The 17,304-nt window shown below is 71.8% G+C and carries 14 protein-coding genes and 2 pseudogenes; 8 read left to right on the plus strand and 8 right to left on the minus strand.

What is annotated here, in order from left to right:
- Positions 1 to 7: 7 nt before the first annotated feature.
- A pseudogene (locus OP86_RS39140) lies at positions 8 to 238 on the minus strand (MbtH family NRPS accessory protein); the annotation flags it as partial.
- 274 nt (positions 239 to 512) lie between these two features.
- Here OP86_RS39140 and OP86_RS09595 point away from each other — a divergent pair.
- A complete protein-coding gene (locus OP86_RS09595) occupies positions 513 to 3,680 on the plus strand; it encodes a putative bifunctional diguanylate cyclase/phosphodiesterase (protein WP_157849706.1) in 3,168 nt (1,055 codons plus the stop codon).
- Between the two features lie 149 nt (positions 3,681 to 3,829).
- On the opposite strand, the gene OP86_RS09600 is transcribed toward OP86_RS09595, so the two are convergent.
- The gene (locus OP86_RS09600; RefSeq protein WP_030057204.1) at positions 3,830 to 4,141 is read right to left on the minus strand and encodes an ArsR/SmtB family transcription factor; all 312 of its coding nucleotides are present in this window, start codon (positions 4,139 to 4,141) and stop codon (positions 3,830 to 3,832) included.
- 132 nt (positions 4,142 to 4,273) lie between these two features.
- Here OP86_RS09600 and OP86_RS09605 point away from each other — a divergent pair, with 132 nt between their 5' ends.
- Positions 4,274 to 5,842 (plus strand): MFS transporter, encoded by a 1,569-nt coding sequence (locus OP86_RS09605; RefSeq protein WP_033331461.1) that lies wholly within the window; start codon positions 4,274 to 4,276, stop codon positions 5,840 to 5,842.
- Between the two features lie 91 nt (positions 5,843 to 5,933).
- Here OP86_RS09605 and OP86_RS09610 read toward each other — a convergent pair whose 3' ends face one another.
- From OP86_RS09610 to OP86_RS09620, 3 genes are all read right to left on the minus strand, one after another.
- Positions 5,934 to 6,950, minus strand: a complete 1,017-nt coding sequence (locus OP86_RS09610) for a ScbA/BarX family gamma-butyrolactone biosynthesis protein (protein ID WP_051829899.1) — start codon at positions 6,948 to 6,950, stop codon at positions 5,934 to 5,936.
- A 323-nt stretch (positions 6,951 to 7,273) separates the two neighbouring features.
- Positions 7,274 to 9,085 (minus strand): CocE/NonD family hydrolase, encoded by a 1,812-nt coding sequence (locus tag OP86_RS09615; RefSeq protein ID WP_030254712.1) that lies wholly within the window; start codon positions 9,083 to 9,085, stop codon positions 7,274 to 7,276.
- Positions 9,086 to 9,256: 171 nt separating this feature from the next.
- On the minus strand, positions 9,257 to 9,892 hold the full coding sequence (locus OP86_RS09620) for a TetR/AcrR family transcriptional regulator (RefSeq protein WP_033331462.1): 636 nt from the start codon (positions 9,890 to 9,892) through the stop codon (positions 9,257 to 9,259).
- A 55-nt stretch (positions 9,893 to 9,947) separates the two neighbouring features.
- Between OP86_RS09620 and OP86_RS09625 the strand changes: the two genes are divergently transcribed.
- Both OP86_RS09625 and OP86_RS09630 read left to right on the plus strand, forming a co-directional pair.
- Positions 9,948 to 10,667: an NAD(P)-dependent oxidoreductase gene (locus OP86_RS09625; RefSeq protein WP_234434733.1), complete on the plus strand. Its 720-nt coding sequence runs from the start codon at positions 9,948 to 9,950 to the stop codon at positions 10,665 to 10,667.
- 164 nt (positions 10,668 to 10,831) lie between these two features.
- Positions 10,832 to 11,359 (plus strand): peptidylprolyl isomerase, encoded by a 528-nt coding sequence (locus OP86_RS09630; RefSeq protein ID WP_030057200.1) that lies wholly within the window; start codon positions 10,832 to 10,834, stop codon positions 11,357 to 11,359.
- Between the two features lie 268 nt (positions 11,360 to 11,627).
- Here the strand turns inward: OP86_RS09630 and OP86_RS09635 are convergent, their stop codons facing one another.
- Positions 11,628 to 12,302 (minus strand): hypothetical protein, encoded by a 675-nt coding sequence (locus OP86_RS09635; protein WP_030057199.1) that lies wholly within the window; start codon positions 12,300 to 12,302, stop codon positions 11,628 to 11,630.
- A gap of 114 nt (positions 12,303 to 12,416) precedes the next feature.
- On the opposite strand from OP86_RS09635, the gene OP86_RS09640 reads away from it, so the two are divergent.
- The 4 genes and pseudogenes from OP86_RS09640 to OP86_RS35730 form a co-directional block, all read left to right on the plus strand.
- Positions 12,417 to 13,370: a phosphatidylinositol-specific phospholipase C domain-containing protein gene (locus OP86_RS09640; protein WP_030057198.1), complete on the plus strand. Its 954-nt coding sequence runs from the start codon at positions 12,417 to 12,419 to the stop codon at positions 13,368 to 13,370.
- A 63-nt stretch (positions 13,371 to 13,433) separates the two neighbouring features.
- Positions 13,434 to 13,673: a hypothetical protein gene (locus OP86_RS09645; RefSeq protein ID WP_030057197.1), complete on the plus strand. Its 240-nt coding sequence runs from the start codon at positions 13,434 to 13,436 to the stop codon at positions 13,671 to 13,673.
- Between the two features lie 276 nt (positions 13,674 to 13,949).
- Entirely contained in the window at positions 13,950 to 15,170 is a 1,221-nt protein-coding gene (locus OP86_RS09650; RefSeq protein ID WP_267883094.1) for an alpha/beta hydrolase family protein, read from the plus strand.
- Positions 15,171 to 15,398: 228 nt separating this feature from the next.
- Positions 15,399 to 15,485: pseudogene (locus tag OP86_RS35730) on the plus strand (DUF4440 domain-containing protein); the annotation flags it as partial.
- 42 nt (positions 15,486 to 15,527) lie between these two features.
- On the opposite strand, the gene OP86_RS09655 reads toward OP86_RS35730, so the two are convergent.
- A complete protein-coding gene (locus OP86_RS09655) occupies positions 15,528 to 16,388 on the minus strand; it encodes a hypothetical protein (RefSeq protein WP_157849707.1) in 861 nt (286 codons plus the stop codon).
- Positions 16,389 to 16,445: 57 nt separating this feature from the next.
- A complete protein-coding gene (locus OP86_RS09660) occupies positions 16,446 to 17,174 on the minus strand; it encodes a hypothetical protein (protein WP_167344197.1) in 729 nt (242 codons plus the stop codon).
- Between the last annotated feature and the right edge of the window lie 130 nt (positions 17,175 to 17,304).

The raw sequence follows: 17,304 nt of genomic DNA on the forward strand, positions 1-17,304 counted from the left end.
CCCAGGCCCGGCACTCGTCCCGTCCGGCCGGCCCGTGGACCGTGTGCCACCCGGCGGGGACGGTCAAGTCCCCGGGCCAGAGCGCGTACTGACCGTTCTCGTTGCGTACCACGGCGTGACGCCCGGACCTCGCATCCGTTGGTACGCCCTGTGCGCTGTCTGCTGCGTCGTCCACCGGCTTGACCTCGTGCTGTGGCGGCAGAATGCTTGGGAGTGCGACATTTCCGACTATACGCACTCACGACACATCGAGAACGTCCGGTCGCATCCCGACCGGACGCCGCACACCCGCGCGAGGACGCGCCCGACACCGGGCACGGACACGCGACGGGTCCTCGCGCGGACACGCGCCCAGTCCCCCGCCGGGGAACGCCCGGAGGCGCCAGGAGAACCGGAGTTCCGGCACACCCGGAGACCCCGGCCACCCGAAGGCCCCGGAGCGCCCCGGCGCCGCCCTCGCCCGAACTCCCCCGCCCGACCGGCGGGGTGATGTCGTGGAGGAGGTAGCCTCGTTGACACGCCGGCGACAACGCCTGATGGTCTGTTACCTGCTCTGGATGGTGCTGTTCACCGGCATCTACTACGCCAATCCGGGCCAGCGGATCGTCTGGTGGACGGGCATCGGGCTCGGCGGCGTCGCCGCCATCGGGCTCGGCGTCCGGCTCAACCGCCCCGCGCACGCGCGCTTCTGGTACGTCCTGGCGCTCGCCAACCTGAGCTTCACCGCGGGCGAGGTGGTGCAGGCCGTCCAACTGGACATCCTGCACGAGGCCAACCCGTTCCCCTCCGTCGCGGACGGCTTCTACCTCGCCGAGTACGTGCTGTACGCGGCCGGCGTGCTCGGCTTCATCCGCTGGCGCACGGCCCGTCAGGACCGCGCCGGACTGCTCGACGCGTTGATCCCCACCATCGGCCTGGCCCTGCTCGCCTGGATCTACCTGATCCTCCCGTACGCCCAGAACCCGGATCTCACCTGGCTCCAGAAGGCCGTCTCGATCGCCTACCCGCTCGGCGACGTCGTCGTCCTCGCCCTGCTGCTGCGTCTGTTGACCCCGCGCGGCGGCAACTCCCGCTCGCTGCAGCTGCTCGCCGTCGGCACCCTCGGCCTCCTGGTGTCGGACGTGCTGTACGGGCTGATCCAGCTGCACGGCACCTGGCGCATCGGCACGCCCGTCGAACTCGGCTGGGCGGCCTTCTACGCCGCCTGGGGCGCGGCCGCGCTGCACCCGTCGATGGTCGAGCTGACCAGGCCCGTCCCCACCCAGCAGTCGGACCTCAGCGCCGCCCGGCTCGCCCTGCTCACCCTCGCCTCGCTGATCGCCCCGGCGATCCTGATCATCGAGTCGCTGGCCGGCAACACCCGCAACGCGGGCGTGATCGGCGCGTTCTCCGCACTCCTCTACCTGCTCGTACTCGCCCGCCTGGCGGTGGTCGTCTCCGCCCGCAGGCAGGCGATCGCCCGCGAACGGGCACTGCGCAAGGCGGGCGCCCGGCTGACCGCGGCCGTCACCGTGGAGGAGGTCGCGGACGCCGTCCAGTCGGCCGCCTCCACCCTGATGCCCGCCGAGCCCGGGCACGTGGCACTGCTCGCCGTCGCCGAGGCGGGCGTGCTGCACGTCCGGCACGCCGAACGCGGCGCGGCGCAGCACCGGCTGGGGACCGCCTCCGACTCCGACCAGGTGCTGGCCCTCGCCGCCTACCGCGAGTCCCGGCTGCTGCCCGTCGAGGCCCTCGACCTGCCCGCCGGCGAGCTGACCGGGCACCTCGACGGCATGCCGTTCGCCCTGATCTGCCCGCTCACCCTCGCCGAACGCCCCTCCGGCGACCCGCTGATCGGCGCGCTCATCGTCACCGGCACCGAGCAGGAGCTGGCCAGTTTGTGGAGTTCGCTGGAGATCCTGGCCGCGCAGGCGGCCCTCGCCGTCGAGCGGGTGCTGCTGAGCCAGGAGGTCACCCGCCGCAACAGCGAGCTGTACTTCCGCACCCTGGTGCAGAACGCCAGCGACGTCATCCTGATCCTCGACGCCGACGACGGCGTGCGCTACGCCTCCCCGTCCGCCGAGTCGGTGCTCGGCCGCCCCGACCTGGCGGGCACCCTGGTCACCGACCTGGTCCCGCCCGAGGACAGCCGGGAGGTCGGGAAGGCGCTGGCCCGGATGCGCGGCGCGGGCGACCCGCCGCGCGGCGAGCAACAGCGCGAGCACCCCCGCGAACACTGGCGGTTGCTGCGCCAGGACCGCACTACGATCGAGGCCGAGGTCCGCTTCAACGACCTGCGTGCCGATCCGACCGTCGGCGCCCTGGTGCTCACCCTGCGCGACGTCACCGAGCAGCGCCAGATGGAGCGCGAGCTGACCCACCGGGCCTTCCACGACTCGCTGACCGGCCTGGCCAACCGGGTGCTGTTCCAGGACCGCGTCGGGCACGCGCTCTCCCGCGGCGAGCGCAGCGGGTCCGTCACCGGCGTGCTCTTCATCGACCTGGACGACTTCAAGGTGGTCAACGACACCCAGGGCCACGCGGTCGGCGACGAACTGCTGGTCGCCGTCTCGCTGCGGATCTCCACCGCGCTGCGCTCCTCGGACACCGCCGCCCGGCTCGGCGGCGACGAGTTCGCGGTGCTGGTCGAGGACGCGACCCGGCCCGCGGACGTGGACACCATCGCGGCCGGCGTGCTGGAGGTGTTCACCGAGCCGTTCAAGCTCAGGGCGGGCGCGGTGCGGGTGAGCGCCAGCATCGGGGTGGCGACCACCGAGGACAGCGTGGACGCGACCGAACTGCTCACCCACGCCGACCTCGCGCTCTACTCGGCCAAGGCGGCCGGCCGCCGCCAGTGGTGCCACTACCGGCCGGCCCTGCAGGCCGGGCTGGTGGAACGGCACGAACTGAACGAGCACCTCGACTCGGCGATCGCGGAATCGGCGTTCCAGCTGTACTACCAGCCGATCGTCGACCTGCGCACCGGCGACCTGGTCGCCTTCGAGGCCCTGGTCCGCTGGCCGCACGACCGGCGCGGCATGGTCCTGCCCGACGAGTTCATCGCCCTCGCCGAGGAGAGCGGCCAGATCGTCCCGCTCGGCGCCTGGGTCCTGGAACGCGCCGCCCAGGAGGCCGCCGCCTGGCAGGCGGCCAGCTCCACCACCCGCGCCGCCAGCGGCCGGCCCCCGCTGCGGGTCAACGTCAACGTCTCCGCCCGCCAGTTCCGCGACGCCGGCTTCGTGGACGTCGTCCGCCACTCCCTCGCCGCCTCGGGCATCGACCCGCACACCCTCGTCCTGGAACTCACCGAGTCCGTCCTGATGCGCCGCGACGACCGCATCCACGCCGACATGGCCACCCTCTCCGGCCTCGGAGTCGCCATCGCCATCGACGACTTCGGCACCGGCTACTCCTCGCTCTCCTACCTCCGCGAGTTCCCGATCTCCCTGCTGAAGATCGACAAGTCCTTCATCGACGGCCTCGGCCACTCCGCCCAGCAGTACGCCCTGGTCGAGGGCATCACCCGGATCGCCGACACCCTCGGCGTCCAGGTCATCGCCGAGGGCATCGAGCAGCCCGAACAGCGCGACCTGCTCGCCGCCATGGGCTGCCCCCTCGGCCAGGGCTACCTCTTCGCCCACCCCATGGACTCCCCGCGCGCCCACGCCCTCGTCCGCGACACCACCTACGAACCGGCGTGAGCCCGGGGTGCGGTCGGGGCTCCTTGGCCACCCCTCGGCGCCGAACCCCCTCGGCGCCGAACCCCCTCGGCGCCGAACCCCCTCGGCGCCGAACCCCCTTGGTACCGAACCACCCCTGAGCGCCGAACCACCCCTCGGCGCCGGAGGGTTCAGGGGTTCGTGCGGATCAGGTCCAGCAGGCCCGGGAAGCGCTCGTCGAGGTCCTCGCGGCGCAGGGTGGCCGCGCGGCTGTTGCCGCGGTCCACCTGGCGGACCAGGCCCGCTTCGCGCAGGACGCGGAAGTGGTGGGTGACCGTGGACTTGGAGACCGGCAGGCTGAAGGAGGCGCAGGTGCGTGCCGCCCCCTCGCCCTCGCATAGCAGGGCCGAGACCACCCCGTAGCGCAGCGGATCGGCGAGTGCGTTCAGGACCGTCCGCAGATCCATCTCCTCGATCGAGGGGTGGCCTTCCGGGTCGGGCATCGGATCCTCCATCCTCATCCTCAGGCATCGTCAGGTATGGGTTGCATCGTACCTCGCCGCATGACACCGTAAGGTTCGAAAAATTCCTTACCTGGCCGTTCCGCGGCCGGGCCGAGCCTGGAGTCGTGCCCCATGAGTACGCAGACCACGCCGTCTGCTACGCCACCGGCGGTGACGGACGGACAGCAGCCCGGCCGTACGCCGATCCTGGCCGCGGTCCTCCTCGCGGTGTTCGTCGTGCCCATGTCCATCTCCGGCACGGCGGTCGCCCTCCCCGACATCGGCACCAGCACCCACGCCGACCTGGCCCCGCTCCAATGGGTGGTGAACGCCTTCAACGTGGCCTTCGCCTGCTTCACCCTGGTCTGGGGCTCGCTCGCCGACGTCATCGGCCGGGTCAAGGCCTTCGCGGCCGGCGTCGCCGTCTACGCCGCCGCCTCGCTCGCCAGCGCCGTCGCGACCGACACCCTCCTGCTGGACGCCGCCCGCGCCCTCACCGGCATCGGCGGCGCCGCGATCTTCTCCTGCGGCGCCGCCATCGTCTCCACCGTCTTCGACGGCCCGGCCCGCGCCAAGGCCTTCGCGATGTTCGGCACCGTCGCCGGCATCGGCGTCGCCATCGGCCCGTCCCTGGCCGGTGTGCTGGTGCAGGGCCTCGGCTGGCGCTGGGTGTTCGCGGTGCACGCCGTCGCCCTCGCCGTCGTCCTGCTCGCGATCCCCGCGATCTCCCGCGCGATGCCCTCCGACGCCGGCAGCGGCGGACGGATCGACGTCCCCGGCAGCGCCCTGTTCGTCCTCGCCATGGTGCTGCTCACCACCGCCATCGTGCAGGGCTCCCAGTGGGGTTGGGGCAGCACCGGGGTGATCGGCCTGTTCCTCGGCGCGGCCGTCGCGCTGGCAGTCTTCGCCGCCGTCGAGAACCGCAGCGCACACCCCGTGCTGGACCTCGGCCTGCTGCGCAACCGCCGCTTCGTCGGCCTCTGCCTGGTGCCGGTCGCCGCCTCCTTCGGCTTCGTCACCGTACTCACCTACCTGCCGAGCTACCTGACCGCCGTCACCGGCCGCGACACCGGCGCCGTCGGCGTGCTGATGCTGCTGCTCACCGCACCGGTGCTGGCCATCCCGATGCTCGCCGCCAAGCTGGTCACCCGCGGGGTCTCCGCGCTCACCCTGATCCGCGCCAGCCTGGTCTGCCTGGTCGTCGGCGACATCACCCTCACCCTGCTCTCGCCCTCCGTCACCGTCCTGGTACTCGCCGCCCCGATGCTGATCACCGGCGCCGGCATGGGCCTGTCGGCCGGCCTGGTCGACGGCCAGGCCCTGGAGCTGGTCGACCCGGCCAAGGCGGGCATGGCGGCCGGTTTCCTCAACACGCTGCGCCTGGGCAGCGAGGCCGTCGCCGTCGCGGTGTACGGCTCCGCGCTGGCCACCGTGCTCGGCACCCGGATCACCGACGGCATCGGTGCCCACGAGGGCGCCTCGCAGGCCGCCCGGGTCGCCGACCAGGCGGCCGGCGGCGACCTCGCCGGAGCGGCCCGCCTGTCCGGCGCCACCGACCACAAGGACTTCGTGGACTTCCTCACCAAGGCCTACGACTCCGCCTTCCACTCCGTCCTGTGGGGCCTCGCGGCCGTCGGCGTGGTGCTGGTCGTCGTGATCGCGACCCTGCTGCGCGTCGGCGACCGGAAGGCCCGGGCCTGATCCGCCTGCTGTTGGGCGGTGGCCCGGCAGTGGCGCCCGGTGCCGGTGGCCCTGCAGTGGCGCTCAGACGCCGGTGGCCCGGCAGTGGCGCTCAGACGCCGGTCGCAGCGTAGGCGAAACGATTCTCCAAAGCCCCGGCGATCGGTCTGGTGCGGGTCAGGTGCAGCCGGGCCCGGGCGATCCGGTCGTCCTCCTGCAGCATGGCGATCTCGAACGCCACGCCGTCCACCGCCGGTGACTCCACGACCCGCACCACGCAGTCGGTCGGCAGCTCGAACTCGCCGAAGCGGGTGAAGTCCGCCTCCACCCGGGTGAGCAGCAGGCTGCGCAGCGAGAGCCCGAACAGCTCCCGCGCCGCGTACATCGCGGACTGCCGGAAGGCCTCGAAGATCAGCGCACCCGGGATGTGGTCCAGCGGGTGGTCGAAGAGCGCCGGGTTGCCCTGGTCGACGACGACCCGGGTGCGCAGCTCGTCGTGGCCCACCTCGACCCCGGCCAGCACCACGTTCTGCCCGGAGGCGCGGCCGACCGAGATCGCCGGTACCCGGCGGCCGGTGTGGTGCGGCCGGGCCGGGGCCAGCGCGAGGGCGGCACGGCCCTTGTCGCGCATCCGGTCCCAGGCCGCGCCCGGCATCCACTGGCACACGGTGCGCATGGTGGCGGCCTCGCCGCCGTCCACCGAGAGGACCAGGTCGAGGCTGCTGCCGGTGACGACACCGTCCCGGCGCTTGAGGCCGGCCTGGCGGGCCCGGATCACGGCATGGCCGGGACGCGCCCCGATCCGCAGCGCCTCGGGGTCGGTGATGTCCAGTTCCCCGCTGACGAAGATGAACTTGTCGTCCAGCGGCGCGCCGAGGTAGGTGTGCGCGACGTAGATGGAGGCCTGGCGGAACACCTCGACCAGCAGCAGCGGGTCGTAGGCGGCGGGCGCGGTGACGTTGTCACCGTAGAAGCCGTGGACACGCGGGAGCTGTGCGGCGATGAGGTACTCGTCCTCGGCGACCCGGACGGAGTCGGTGAGGAAGACCTCGCAGATGGCGGCCCGGTGGACGGTGGCTCTCGGGACGGTGTTCGAGTACGTGAGCGTACCGTCGAGGACTGCGGACATGGCTGGGCTTCTCCCTCTGTGCTCCTGCACGCTGTGGTCCCGCATGCAGGTACTCCTCCGACCAGAGGTGCGGGCGTGATCGTACCTCTGGTCGGAGGCGAAGCCACTCTGGCATGGACCACCCGGGAACAAACAGGCGCCCCAAACCCCGGGTGGGCCGCGTGGGCCGCGTTGCGGGGATTGGCCGGGTCAGCGACCCGCGACCAGCGGGTACGCCGACGGCCCGCCGCAACCTCGCGACGGGCCGTCCGGCAGAGCCGGACTTGAGTGGACTGGACCGGGCCGGGCTGGGCCGGGCCGGGCTGATCCAGGCCGGGCGGGCGTCAGCCGAGCGGCAGGTCCAGGCGCGCCTCGCTCCCGTTCAGGGAGCTGACGGTGGTCGTGCTGCCTTCACTGCCGGTGAACGCGTACAGCTGGTCGCGGCTGTTGACCACCAGCGCGAGGCGGTGGCCGTCCGGCAGGTCGTAGGCGGCGGGCTGGAGCTTCCAGCTGACCGTGCGGTCCGTACCGGCGGGCAGGGTCGGGTCGGTGAACGGCTCGTGCGTGATGATCCGCGCGGTGCCGTCCGGGGCGACGTCGAACAGGTACGCCACCAGGGTGACGGCCCCGGCCGTGTTGCGCACCGCCAGCCGCACCGTCGCGGCGCCGCGGATCCGGCGGGCCACACCCTCCGGGCCGGACAGCGGGTCGGTGGACCAGACGAGCAGCCGCGCCCGCTCGAACCCGTCCGCGTCATAGACCTTGGGGCTGCCGAACCACTCCTTCTGCCCGGTCCCCATGATGGCGTCCATGGCCGTGGCGGACGTCAGGCTGCCGGCCGTGAAGTCCCGGGTCCAGCCGGTGGTCGGCTTCTCGGCCAGCGCGCCGTCACCGGTGCCGCCGGTGCCGGTCGGGTACCAGGCCTCCGTGTCGGTGGGCTCCCCGGACCACGTCGGGTACGGCTCGCGGCGCGCCGGGACGGTGATCCGCCGGCCACCGCCGATGACCGCCTTGGTCTGGTAGGTGAACATGATCTGGTTGTTCACCTCGGGCCAGCCGGGCACCCCGTTGTCCTTGCCGAGCAGGTGGTGGTCCAGCCAGGCGTAGGCCTCCTGCATCGGCGCCAGCAGCCCGGGGAACGCCACACCGCTCAACACGCCGGTGATGCCGGGGCCCTCGGGGGCGCCGTGGTCGCCGATCCACGTGTTCAGGTGCTTCGGCACGGCAAGCCCGGTGAAGGTGTCGAGCACCGTGGAGATCGGGAACAGGCTCTCGTGCCAGGTGTTGGAGACGAAGGTCGGGATGCCCCGCTCGTTGGTGCGGTCGACGTACGTCTCCGGGGAGCGGCGGGTGCCCCACCGCACCACGGCGTCCATGTTCTCGCCGTTCTCGAAGTCCCGGAGGATCTGCTGCGTCTCCGGGTCGAACTTGTCCTCCAGCTCACCACCGGTGAACTCGATCAGCTTCTTCACGGCCTCCGTGTGCCGGGTGCCGTTGTCGTACAGGCTGGTGGCCAGGTTGCCCCAGGTGCTCAGCGCGACCACCGTGGAGACCCGGTTGTCCTGGTCGTGTGCGGCGACCAGCTGGCTGATCCCGGAACCGTAGGACAACCCGAGGAAGCCGACCGCGCTCGGACCGAACGCCTCCTCGGCGTAGGTGATCACCTCGGAGCCGTCGGACCAGTCATTGGGCCCCGCGACATCGATGAAGCCCTCGGACGTGGACACCCACCCGTCGATGCCGATACCGCGCGGCGTGTACGCCAGCACGTGGTAGCCGCGCGCGGCCAGCGAGAGGTAGCCGAACATGAACGGCAGCCAGCCGTACGGGTTCCACCCGGCCGGCACGATCACGACCGGATGCGGCTTCCCGTCGTTCAGCTTGATCGAGAACGCCGAGAGACCGGTGCCGTCGGACGCCTGGATGCGTGTCACGTCGAACGAGGCCTGCCCGCGGATGTCGGCCACCAGCCCGGCCAGTTCACCCGGGAGCGTGACGGTCTCCGTACCCTGCACGGCGGCGAGCAGGGCCCGGGAGACGGCGATGACCGCCGGGCTGGGCGCGAGGCCGGCATCGGCCCAGATGCCGTTGGCGGCGATGTCGTCGAGTGTCGCGTCGGTGATCGACGGGATCGGCTCTCCACCAGAAGTAGTCATACGAACCACCCTTTCCATGACAGCCGAAGGCGCCCCTGGAGGGCGCCGTCCAGACGCATCATGTTCTGGGCGCGCACGAATAAAACTGACGTCACCTCAGATGTCACTCGAACGAGTGAAATGACAGCACGGGGCGACTGGCCTGTGGGTCGGCGGGCCGGCAGGCGGAGGTCAGTCGACGGGGAGGCCCAAGGAGCGGAGGAGGTGGGCGAGTTCGGCATGGAAGAGCTTGTCGGGGGCGAGGACCTGGGCGCGCAGGTGGCCGTAGATCTCCAGGGCGACCAGGCCGTGCAGGTGGCCCCAGATCCGCAGGGCCAGGGCCACTCCGGCCGGCGGCAGGTCGGGGAAGGCCGGGCGGACCTTGTCGAGCAGGCCAGGGTCGAAGTCGCCCCAGGTGAAATCGGCGTCCGCGGACGGCGGTTCGGCCGGGGGCCAGGCCGCGGCGGCGAGGGCGGCGATGCCGACACAGACGCGCCGGGCGGCGTCCGGGGCGGCACCGCCCTCGGGGGCCTGGTAGCCGAGCACGGGGTCGCCGTAGATGAGCCGGAAGCCCTCCGGGTTGGCGAGCGCCCACTGGCGGAAGGCGTGCGCCCAGGCCTGGATCCGGGCGGCGGGACCGCTGTGCGACGAGGCGACCCAGGCGGCGTCGAGCGCGTCGGCGAGCTCGGTGTAGACGTCCGCGATGAGGGCGGTCACCAGCTCGTCCCGGGTGGCGAAGTAGCCGTAGATGGCGTTGGCGGTCATGCCCATCTCGCGGGCGATCGCCCGCAGGGTGATCGCGTCGGGCCCGCCCGTTTCGCACGGCATGAACCACACGCCGTGCGTGAGCCATGAACAAGACGCATGACCAGGACGCATGACCATGACCAAGGGGAGAGCCATGCACATCGGCGTCATCGGAGCCACCGGCACCATCGGCAGCCGGGTCGTCACCGAAGCCCTCGACCGCGGGCACCGCGTCACGGCGTTCAGCCGCGACGCATCCGCGATCGACGACAAGCGGGAGAACCTGACCTGGGCGAGCATCGACGTCCTCGACCCGGCGAGCATCGCCGCCGGCCTGCCCGGGCTGGACGTGCTCATCAGCGGATTCCAGCCCGGCAACGGCGCCCGGGACATCATGGACACCATCGAGCGCTCCATCGCCGACCCGACGGTCTACGCCACCGCCGCCCGCGCCCTGCTCAAGGCGCTGGAGAGCCGGCCCCGCACCCGGCTCATCGTCATAGGCGGCGCCGGCAGCCTGGAGGTCGAACCGGGCGTCGTCCGCGCCGACCACGACGAGCTCCTCCACCGGTCGCTCGACGAGCTCGGGCTCCCCCGCGCGTACGCCGCCGCCGTACGCGGGCACCGCGACGCGCTGAACGTCCTGCGCACGTCGAACCGGCTCTGGACGTACTTCAGCCCCGCCGAGCAGATCGCCCCCGGCGAGCGCACCGGCCGCTTCCGCATCGGCGGCGACCAGCCCGTCCTCGACGCCGACGGCCTCAGCCGGATCTCCGCCGAGGACGCCGCCGTGGCCCTCGTCGACGAGGCCGAGCTGCCCCGTTTCGTCCAGCGCAGGTTCACCATCGGGTACTGACGGGCCAGCGGGTCCGGCCGACGCGGAGCGGGAGGTCGGCCGGACCGACTTCCCACTCCGCTGCCGCTTCACTCGTACGGATGAGATGCCGCGCTGTCGTCCCGAGTCCGTCCGCTTCGGTCGGAAGACTGGCCGGGCCAGTACGACACACCGAAGGACTAGCGATGGCAGAAGAGCTGTACGCGACGCTGAAGACCAACCAGGGCGACATCGTGATCCGGCTGCTGCCGAACCACGCCCCCAAGACCGTCCGGAACTTCGTGGACCTCGCCACGGGCGAACGACAGTGGATCGACCCGAACACCGGCCAGCCGAGCACGGACCCGCTGTACGACGGCACGGTCTTCCACCGGGTCATCGAGGGCTTCATGATCCAGGGCGGTGACCCCCTGGGCAACGGCACCGGCGGGCCCGGCTACGAGTTCGCCGACGAGTTCCACCCGGATCTGGCGTTCACCGAGCCGTACCTGCTGGCGATGGCCAACGCCGGCCCGGGCACCAACGGCTCCCAGTTCTTCATCACCGTCGGATCGACCAGCTGGCTCACCGGCAAGCACACCATCTTCGGCGAAGTCGCCGACGAGGCCAGCCAGAAGGTCGTCGACGCGATCGCCACGACGGAAACCAACCCCCGCAACGACCGCCCGGTGAAGGACGTCGTCATCGAGAAGGTCGTCATCGAGACCCGCTGACCGGCGCAGGCCCGCCCGGCCCCCAGCGTCCCAGCGTCTCAGCGTCTCAGCACGGAACGGGAAGTCGGCCCCGCCGACTTCCCGTTCCGCTCATGAGAGTTACTCATGGGGGAGGCACATGAGAGTTGCTCATGGGGGCCGCACGTGGAGGTCGCTCATGTGGGCCCACATGAAGGTCGCTCATGGGAGCCGCGCATGAGAGTCACTCATGGAGGCGATGCCCGGCGGGTGTCCACCCAGCGCCCGGCCGCACCGATCCCGCAGCCCCCTAGCGCTCGGTGCCGCGGTGGATCCGCTCGACGACGGCGGCCAGCAGCTTCGGGGCCCTGCCCCTTCCGCTGGCCAGGATCACGAACCGGCCGTCCGTCCACAGGCAGCCGAAGGCTTCGGGCTCCTTCACGTCCTCGGCGGACGTGCCGGGTTCGCCGCCGTCGCAGTACATCCTCCCCCCGAGGAAGGTCTCAACCTGCCGCTTCGCGTGCGGGGAGGCCGACTTCGTGGCTCCGGCCAAGCCACCCGGCCCGTCGACCATCATCCGCTGGAAGGCCGGCGAGGAGCCGGCGATGATGACGTTCCACCGCGCCTCGGGGCCTTTGCCGCCCGATCCGCTCACGATGACCCCCGGGGCCTCCGGGGCCTCCGGGACCTCCCCGTAGTCGGCCGCCTGCGGGTCCACCAGGCCCATCCGCACCAGGTAGGCCTTCTCCCCCTCCCGGTCCGGGAGCCGGCCGTCCGCCGAACTCCACCGCATCGCCTCGCCCTCGACCGTCGCGGGAAGGCCCGCCGGGGGCCCGACGGGCCTCGGCCCGTCGAGGTAGTGCAGCCCGAGGGCGATCAGGCCCGCCACGACGACCAGCACGCCGACGAGGACGCCGAGACCGCCGCGCCTGTCGACGGTGTCGTGGTGCAGGTCCCCGCCGACACCGGTGCTCCCCGATCCCATCCTCAACCCCCTGCGTCAGCAAACGACTTGCTGTCCAATGTGACGGCTGTTCGTCAACCGCGGAGCCGGGTAGGACCGATTGGAGAGTGAACCGCAACACTCAGGAGCCACACCATGGGCATAACACGTCGTGATCTTCTCAAATGGGGTGCAGGAGTGGGCGGTTCGGCCGCCCTCGGCAGCCTCGCCCTGCCGTCCACCGCCTGGGGCGCCGCACGGACCACCCCGCGCGGGCTGCCGACCGACGACTGGATGAGCCGCCTGAACGGCGACCTGTCCCTGCTCGACCTCACCATCCCCGGCACCCACGACTCGTGCTGCGAGAACCCCAACTACGGCACCGAGTGGTCGCACACCCAGAACTGGGGCGTCCCGCAGCAGTTGCAGGAGGGCGTCCGCTTCCTCGACATCCGCTGCAACGGCCTACAGGGCGCGCCCGACGAACTCGGGATCTACCACTCCGACAACTACCAGCACATCCGGCTCCAGGACGTGCTCGACCAGTGCAGGTCCTTCCTGCAGGCGCACCCCGGCGAGACCATTGTGATGCGGCTCAGGAACGAGCGGGCCGGCGGCCAGGCCCTCGGCGACGAGGAGTTCATGCGACGGGTCAACCACTACCTCGATGCGCTCGGCTTCCGCAGTCTGTTCCACTTCTACGGCTGGCCCACCCTCGGCACCGCCCGCGGCAAGGTCGTCCTGCTCGCCGACTTCACCAACCCGTGGGGCCTGATCGACTGGTCCAGCGGCCAGAACGACTACTTCGACACCCAGGACGTGTGGCAGATCAGCGGCAGTGACCCGCTCGGCCGGAAGGGGCAGTACATCGTCGCCCAGTTCGACAAGGCCTTCCTGACCCCGAACTCCCCGAAGATGTTCGTCAACTTCCTCAGCTACGCCGGTGGTTACTGGCCCAAGCTCAGCTCCCAGAACCTCATGGACCACGCCGTCTACCCGTACCTGAACGCCCGCACCCAGCAGCGCGCCCGGTTCGGCATCGTGCCGATGGACTTCCCCGACTTCCACGTCAACGTGCTGCAGATGCTGATCGACAAGAACTTCGTCTAACGCCAATACCGGTGATTTAGGCGGTCCGGCGAACACAAGCTGGACGTCGTCCCCGCCCGCCGGGTGGCCAAGGGCGCCGCCTTCGCCGTCCGGGTGACGTACGCCGGTACGCCCGACGCCGAAGGCCGGCACACCCTGGCGAACGGCGGCGCCAACGCGTCGGGCGAACCGCACTCCGCGACTTCCTGGTACCCGTCCAACGACCACCCGTCCGACAAGGCCACCTTCGCCCTCACCGCCACCGTCCCCGACCGCTGGACCGCCATCGGCAACGGCCTGCCCGGCCCCACCAGCACCGAGTAGCCGGGTGTCCGTTGCGAGGCGTCCGGTGTCCTGAGTCTGGCGCCCGTAGCCTCGGCCCCTTCTCCGCGAGGGGGCCGAGGGCCCGTGCCGGGCCCTCGCCTCGCGTCCCGCCACGCGCCGGTCCGCGCATCAGCCCGTGGATGTAAACCCGTGGGCCAATGCCAGGTGACGGAGGATCAATCGGCGGGCTGATGTTGCCCACCCGCCGCGCGTGACAGCGTTCCGCGCATGGACACCACGCCGTTCACAAGCCGTACCGGACTGACGCGCCGCCGCATGTTGCGTACCGGGGCCGCCGCACTGGCGGTGGGCGCCGCCGTGCCGCTCGGCCTCGCCGACACCGCCTGGGGCGCCCCGACCCTCTCGGTCGACGCCTCGGCCGACGCCTCGGCCAGCCCCTCCGTCGGTACGGCCCCTTCCGCCCGGCTCACCCTCCCCGCGCCCACCGGCCCGTACCCCGTGGGCATGGTGCCCCTCCACCTTCGCGACACCTCCCGCCCCGACCCGGCCGCCGGGCCCGGCCGCTTCCGCGAGCTGATGGCCACCGTCTGGTACCCGGCCAGGAGCGCCGACGCCGACGCGTACCCGCTCGCTCCCTGGATGACCGACGGCGCCCTGCGCGCCTTCCTCGCCGACACCGGCTTCGCCCTCGACCCCTCCCTCGCCCCGCTCACCTCCGGCCACCAGGGCGCGCCCGTGCACCGGACCGGCCACCGGCTGCCCGTCGTCCTCTTCTCCCACGGCTCGGGCAGCCACCGCGCCGACCACACGGTCATCGCCCAGGAGCTCGCCGGCCACGGTTACGCCGTCGTCACCGTCGACCACACCTACGACGCGTTCACCGAGTTCCCGGACGGAACCGTCTCCACCCCGTCCGACACCGTCCCCGTCTACCCGAGGGACCACGCCGCCGACGCCCGCTTCCTCCTCGACTGCGTCGAGGGGCTCGCCGCGGGCCGCAACCCCGACGTCGACGGGCGCGCCCTCCCGGCCGGCCTGCTCGGCGGCCTCGACCCGGACACCGTCGGCATGTTCGGCTGGTCCAAGGGCGGCACCGCCACCGCCCTCGCCATGGGTGCCGACCAGCGCATCCGCGCCGGGCTCGCCATCGACGGGCCGATGATCGCGAACCCGGCCCCCACCACCGACCTCGACCGGCCGTTCATGATGATGACCGCCGACTTCGCCCGGGCCGTCAACCCCGCCGCCCAGACCTTCTGGACCCACCTGCGCGGCTGGCGGCTCGACGTCCAGGCCACCGGGGCCGTCCACTCCTCGTACGGCGACAACATGACACTGATCCCGCAGGCGGCGAAACTGCTCGGCCTTCCCGACCAGCAGGTCCGGCAGATGGTCGGCACCCTCGACCCCGACCGCGGCATTCGCATCCAACAGGCCTACCCGCTCGCCTTCTTCGACCTCCACCTGCGCCACCGCGGCCACCGCCTGCTCGACGGGCCGTCACGGGTCTTCCCGGAAGTCGTCTTCCACGGCTGACCCGGCGAGTTGGTGACCCGGTGACCCGGTGACCCATCAGCGCCGACGGCGGCCGCAACGGGGGTGCGGCCGCCCCTCCCCTCACCGACGGCCCGCCAGCCGCTCCCCCGTGCGGTACAGCTCCACCAGCGGGCGGAGCGCCTCCCCGGCCTACGTCAGCCGGTACCGCGGCCGTCTTCGCTGCCGACTTCAACTCCGGTGACCCGGCGCCGTCTTCGCCCCTCCCCCGGCACCGCCACCGACGTCGCCCGCCGCGACCCGGCCGGACACTGGCGCTACGTGATCGACAACCCCTTCGGCACGGCCGGGCCCTGACGACCGGGCGCCCTGACAGCCGGGTCCTGACAGCCGGTCGGCTCAGGGGACCCGCACCTTCGGGTTCACCGTGCAGAAGTAGACCCGGCTGTTCTCCCGGTCGAAGTAGAAGCTCCCGGTGTAGTGGTCCCAGGTGATCGACCGGTCGAACAGCTCGCTGTGCACACACGACCTCGGAGTACCGAGCTCGGCGGCGAGCTCCGCCGGGACGGGGCAGGAGATGTGCTCCTCCTTCCAGGTCCCGTTCGCCGTGATCTCCGCCAGCTTCGCCGGATCGACCTTGGCGTATCCGTCCACGGTCACGTCGGTCGGCCCCGGAACCGCCGGCCGCGGGTCCGGGGTCCCCAGGGTCCTGCCGATCCACCGCGCCTGCGACAACGCGCCCAGTTCCGGGAACCGGCTCTGCAGCGGTTCGACGTCCGTACGGACCGTCACCGGTGTGAGGCTGGCCGTCGGGTGGCCCGCGCCGGTCCGGTGGAAACCGGTGCCGGCGGTCCCCAGATCGTTCAGCGAGAGGGTCTCCTCACCGTTGTGCTTGACGTACTGGAAGTACGTCTCGCAGGCCAGTGTGCCGTCCACGGAGGCCAGTTTGACGAGCGCACTGTACCCGGCGTCCTCCACCGCGCCGTGCCGCCAGGTACCGGTGAACTTGACCTCCGTCGACGAGTTCTCCCCACGGCAGGCGCCGGGGACCAGGCTCACCTCCCCGAGCCCGCCACCCTCCAGGAACTCGATCGAGCCGGCTCCCTCCGCCCGCCACGACCCGACGACGGGCGCCTCGGGCTCCGCCACCGTGCAGGAACTCAGCGCCGGCAGGGCGGCGGCCAGGCAGAGCGTCAGAACGAGCTGCGCCGGCCTCCGCCTTGGACGCTTCTTCGGTCGCAGGTGACCTGGATGATCCATGAGCCGATCATCCCACCGGCTCCGCGGACACCGGTGGGAAATCCGGCGGGCACCGATTCAGACCCGCATGCCCTGGGTGGCGACGGCGGTGGGCGGGGTGGTGCTGCCGGCGGTCGTGCCGAGGGTGTGTTCGACCTTGGCGACGGCGGTGCGGTACTGCATCGACGCGGTCTGGGAGGAGGCGCCCTCACGCTGGAAGTAGCCGAAGGCCATGGCGACCGTACCGAAGCGCTCGATGCCAAGGAAAGCGTTGAGTTGGACGCCGGCCAGAGTGCCGTCGAGGCGGACGGCGGGGGCGTCCTGCCGGTCGCCGAGGGCGACGGGGGTGACGGTGAAGGTCACCGTGTCCTCGGTGCCCGCGTTGAAGGTGATGGTGTGACAGGTCCGGAAGGCGTCGGCCACCGTGTTGAAGTCGGCGGCGAGCCGGTCGGGCGCTTCGGCGGCGAGCGCCTCGGTCACCATCGGGTTGCCGTCCGGGCCGTCGAGTTCGGTCTCGGCACGCGGGTTCGCGGGGCCGGTCTGGGCGACGTGCATGTTGATCAGGGCACTGAGCGCGTCGCAGCCGCTGACCGGGCTCGGGTTCTCACCCGGACTGGGGCTCTCAGTGGCGGGCGCCTCGGTGAAGCCCGGGCCGAGGTCGGCCGCGGTGAGCAGCGCCGACTTCAGCTGGTCGGCCGAGGGAAGCTCCTGGGCGGGCGCGGCCGACGCCAGGTGGGCCGGGCCCAGAACGACCGCCACGACGACGGCCGCGGCGGTGACAGCATGGAGAGGCCTCGAAAGAGACATGAGAGCCCCCGGTCGAGAGTTCGGGCAGGGACAGGCAACCAGTGTCCCACCGGGCACCGGCCGGGGCGCGCGGGCGGGAATCACCGCAGGTCACAACCCCTGCGACGCACATGAGCAGGTCTCATGCGGG

Origin of the sequence: Streptomyces novaecaesareae (assembly GCF_000716875.1) — a bacterium.
GTDB classification, from domain to species: Bacteria; Actinomycetota; Actinomycetes; order Streptomycetales; family Streptomycetaceae; genus Kitasatospora; species Kitasatospora novaecaesareae.

Bases quoted from the DNA above. Each gene is read 5' to 3' on its own strand.
- OP86_RS09600 (WP_030057204.1), bottom strand. From the start codon at position 4,141: ATGCCCGACCCGGAAGGCCACCCCTCGATCGAGGAGATGGATCTGCGG.
- OP86_RS09605 (WP_033331461.1), top strand. From the start codon at position 4,274: ATGAGTACGCAGACCACGCCGTCTGCTACGCCACCGGCGGTGACGGAC.
- OP86_RS09610 (WP_051829899.1), bottom strand. From the start codon at position 6,950: ATGTCCGCAGTCCTCGACGGTACGCTCACGTACTCGAACACCGTCCCG.
- OP86_RS09615 (WP_030254712.1), bottom strand. From the start codon at position 9,085: ATGACTACTTCTGGTGGAGAGCCGATCCCGTCGATCACCGACGCGACA.
- OP86_RS09620 (WP_033331462.1), bottom strand. From the start codon at position 9,892: ATGCCGTGCGAAACGGGCGGGCCCGACGCGATCACCCTGCGGGCGATC.
- OP86_RS09625 (WP_234434733.1), top strand. From the start codon at position 9,948: ATGACCAAGGGGAGAGCCATGCACATCGGCGTCATCGGAGCCACCGGC.
- OP86_RS09630 (WP_030057200.1), top strand. From the start codon at position 10,832: ATGGCAGAAGAGCTGTACGCGACGCTGAAGACCAACCAGGGCGACATC.
- OP86_RS09635 (WP_030057199.1), bottom strand. From the start codon at position 12,302: ATGGGATCGGGGAGCACCGGTGTCGGCGGGGACCTGCACCACGACACC.
- OP86_RS09640 (WP_030057198.1), top strand. From the start codon at position 12,417: ATGGGCATAACACGTCGTGATCTTCTCAAATGGGGTGCAGGAGTGGGC.
- OP86_RS09650 (WP_267883094.1), top strand. From the start codon at position 13,950: ATGTTGCGTACCGGGGCCGCCGCACTGGCGGTGGGCGCCGCCGTGCCG.
- OP86_RS09655 (WP_157849707.1), bottom strand. From the start codon at position 16,388: ATGGATCATCCAGGTCACCTGCGACCGAAGAAGCGTCCAAGGCGGAGG.
- OP86_RS09660 (WP_167344197.1), bottom strand. From the start codon at position 17,174: ATGTCTCTTTCGAGGCCTCTCCATGCTGTCACCGCCGCGGCCGTCGTC.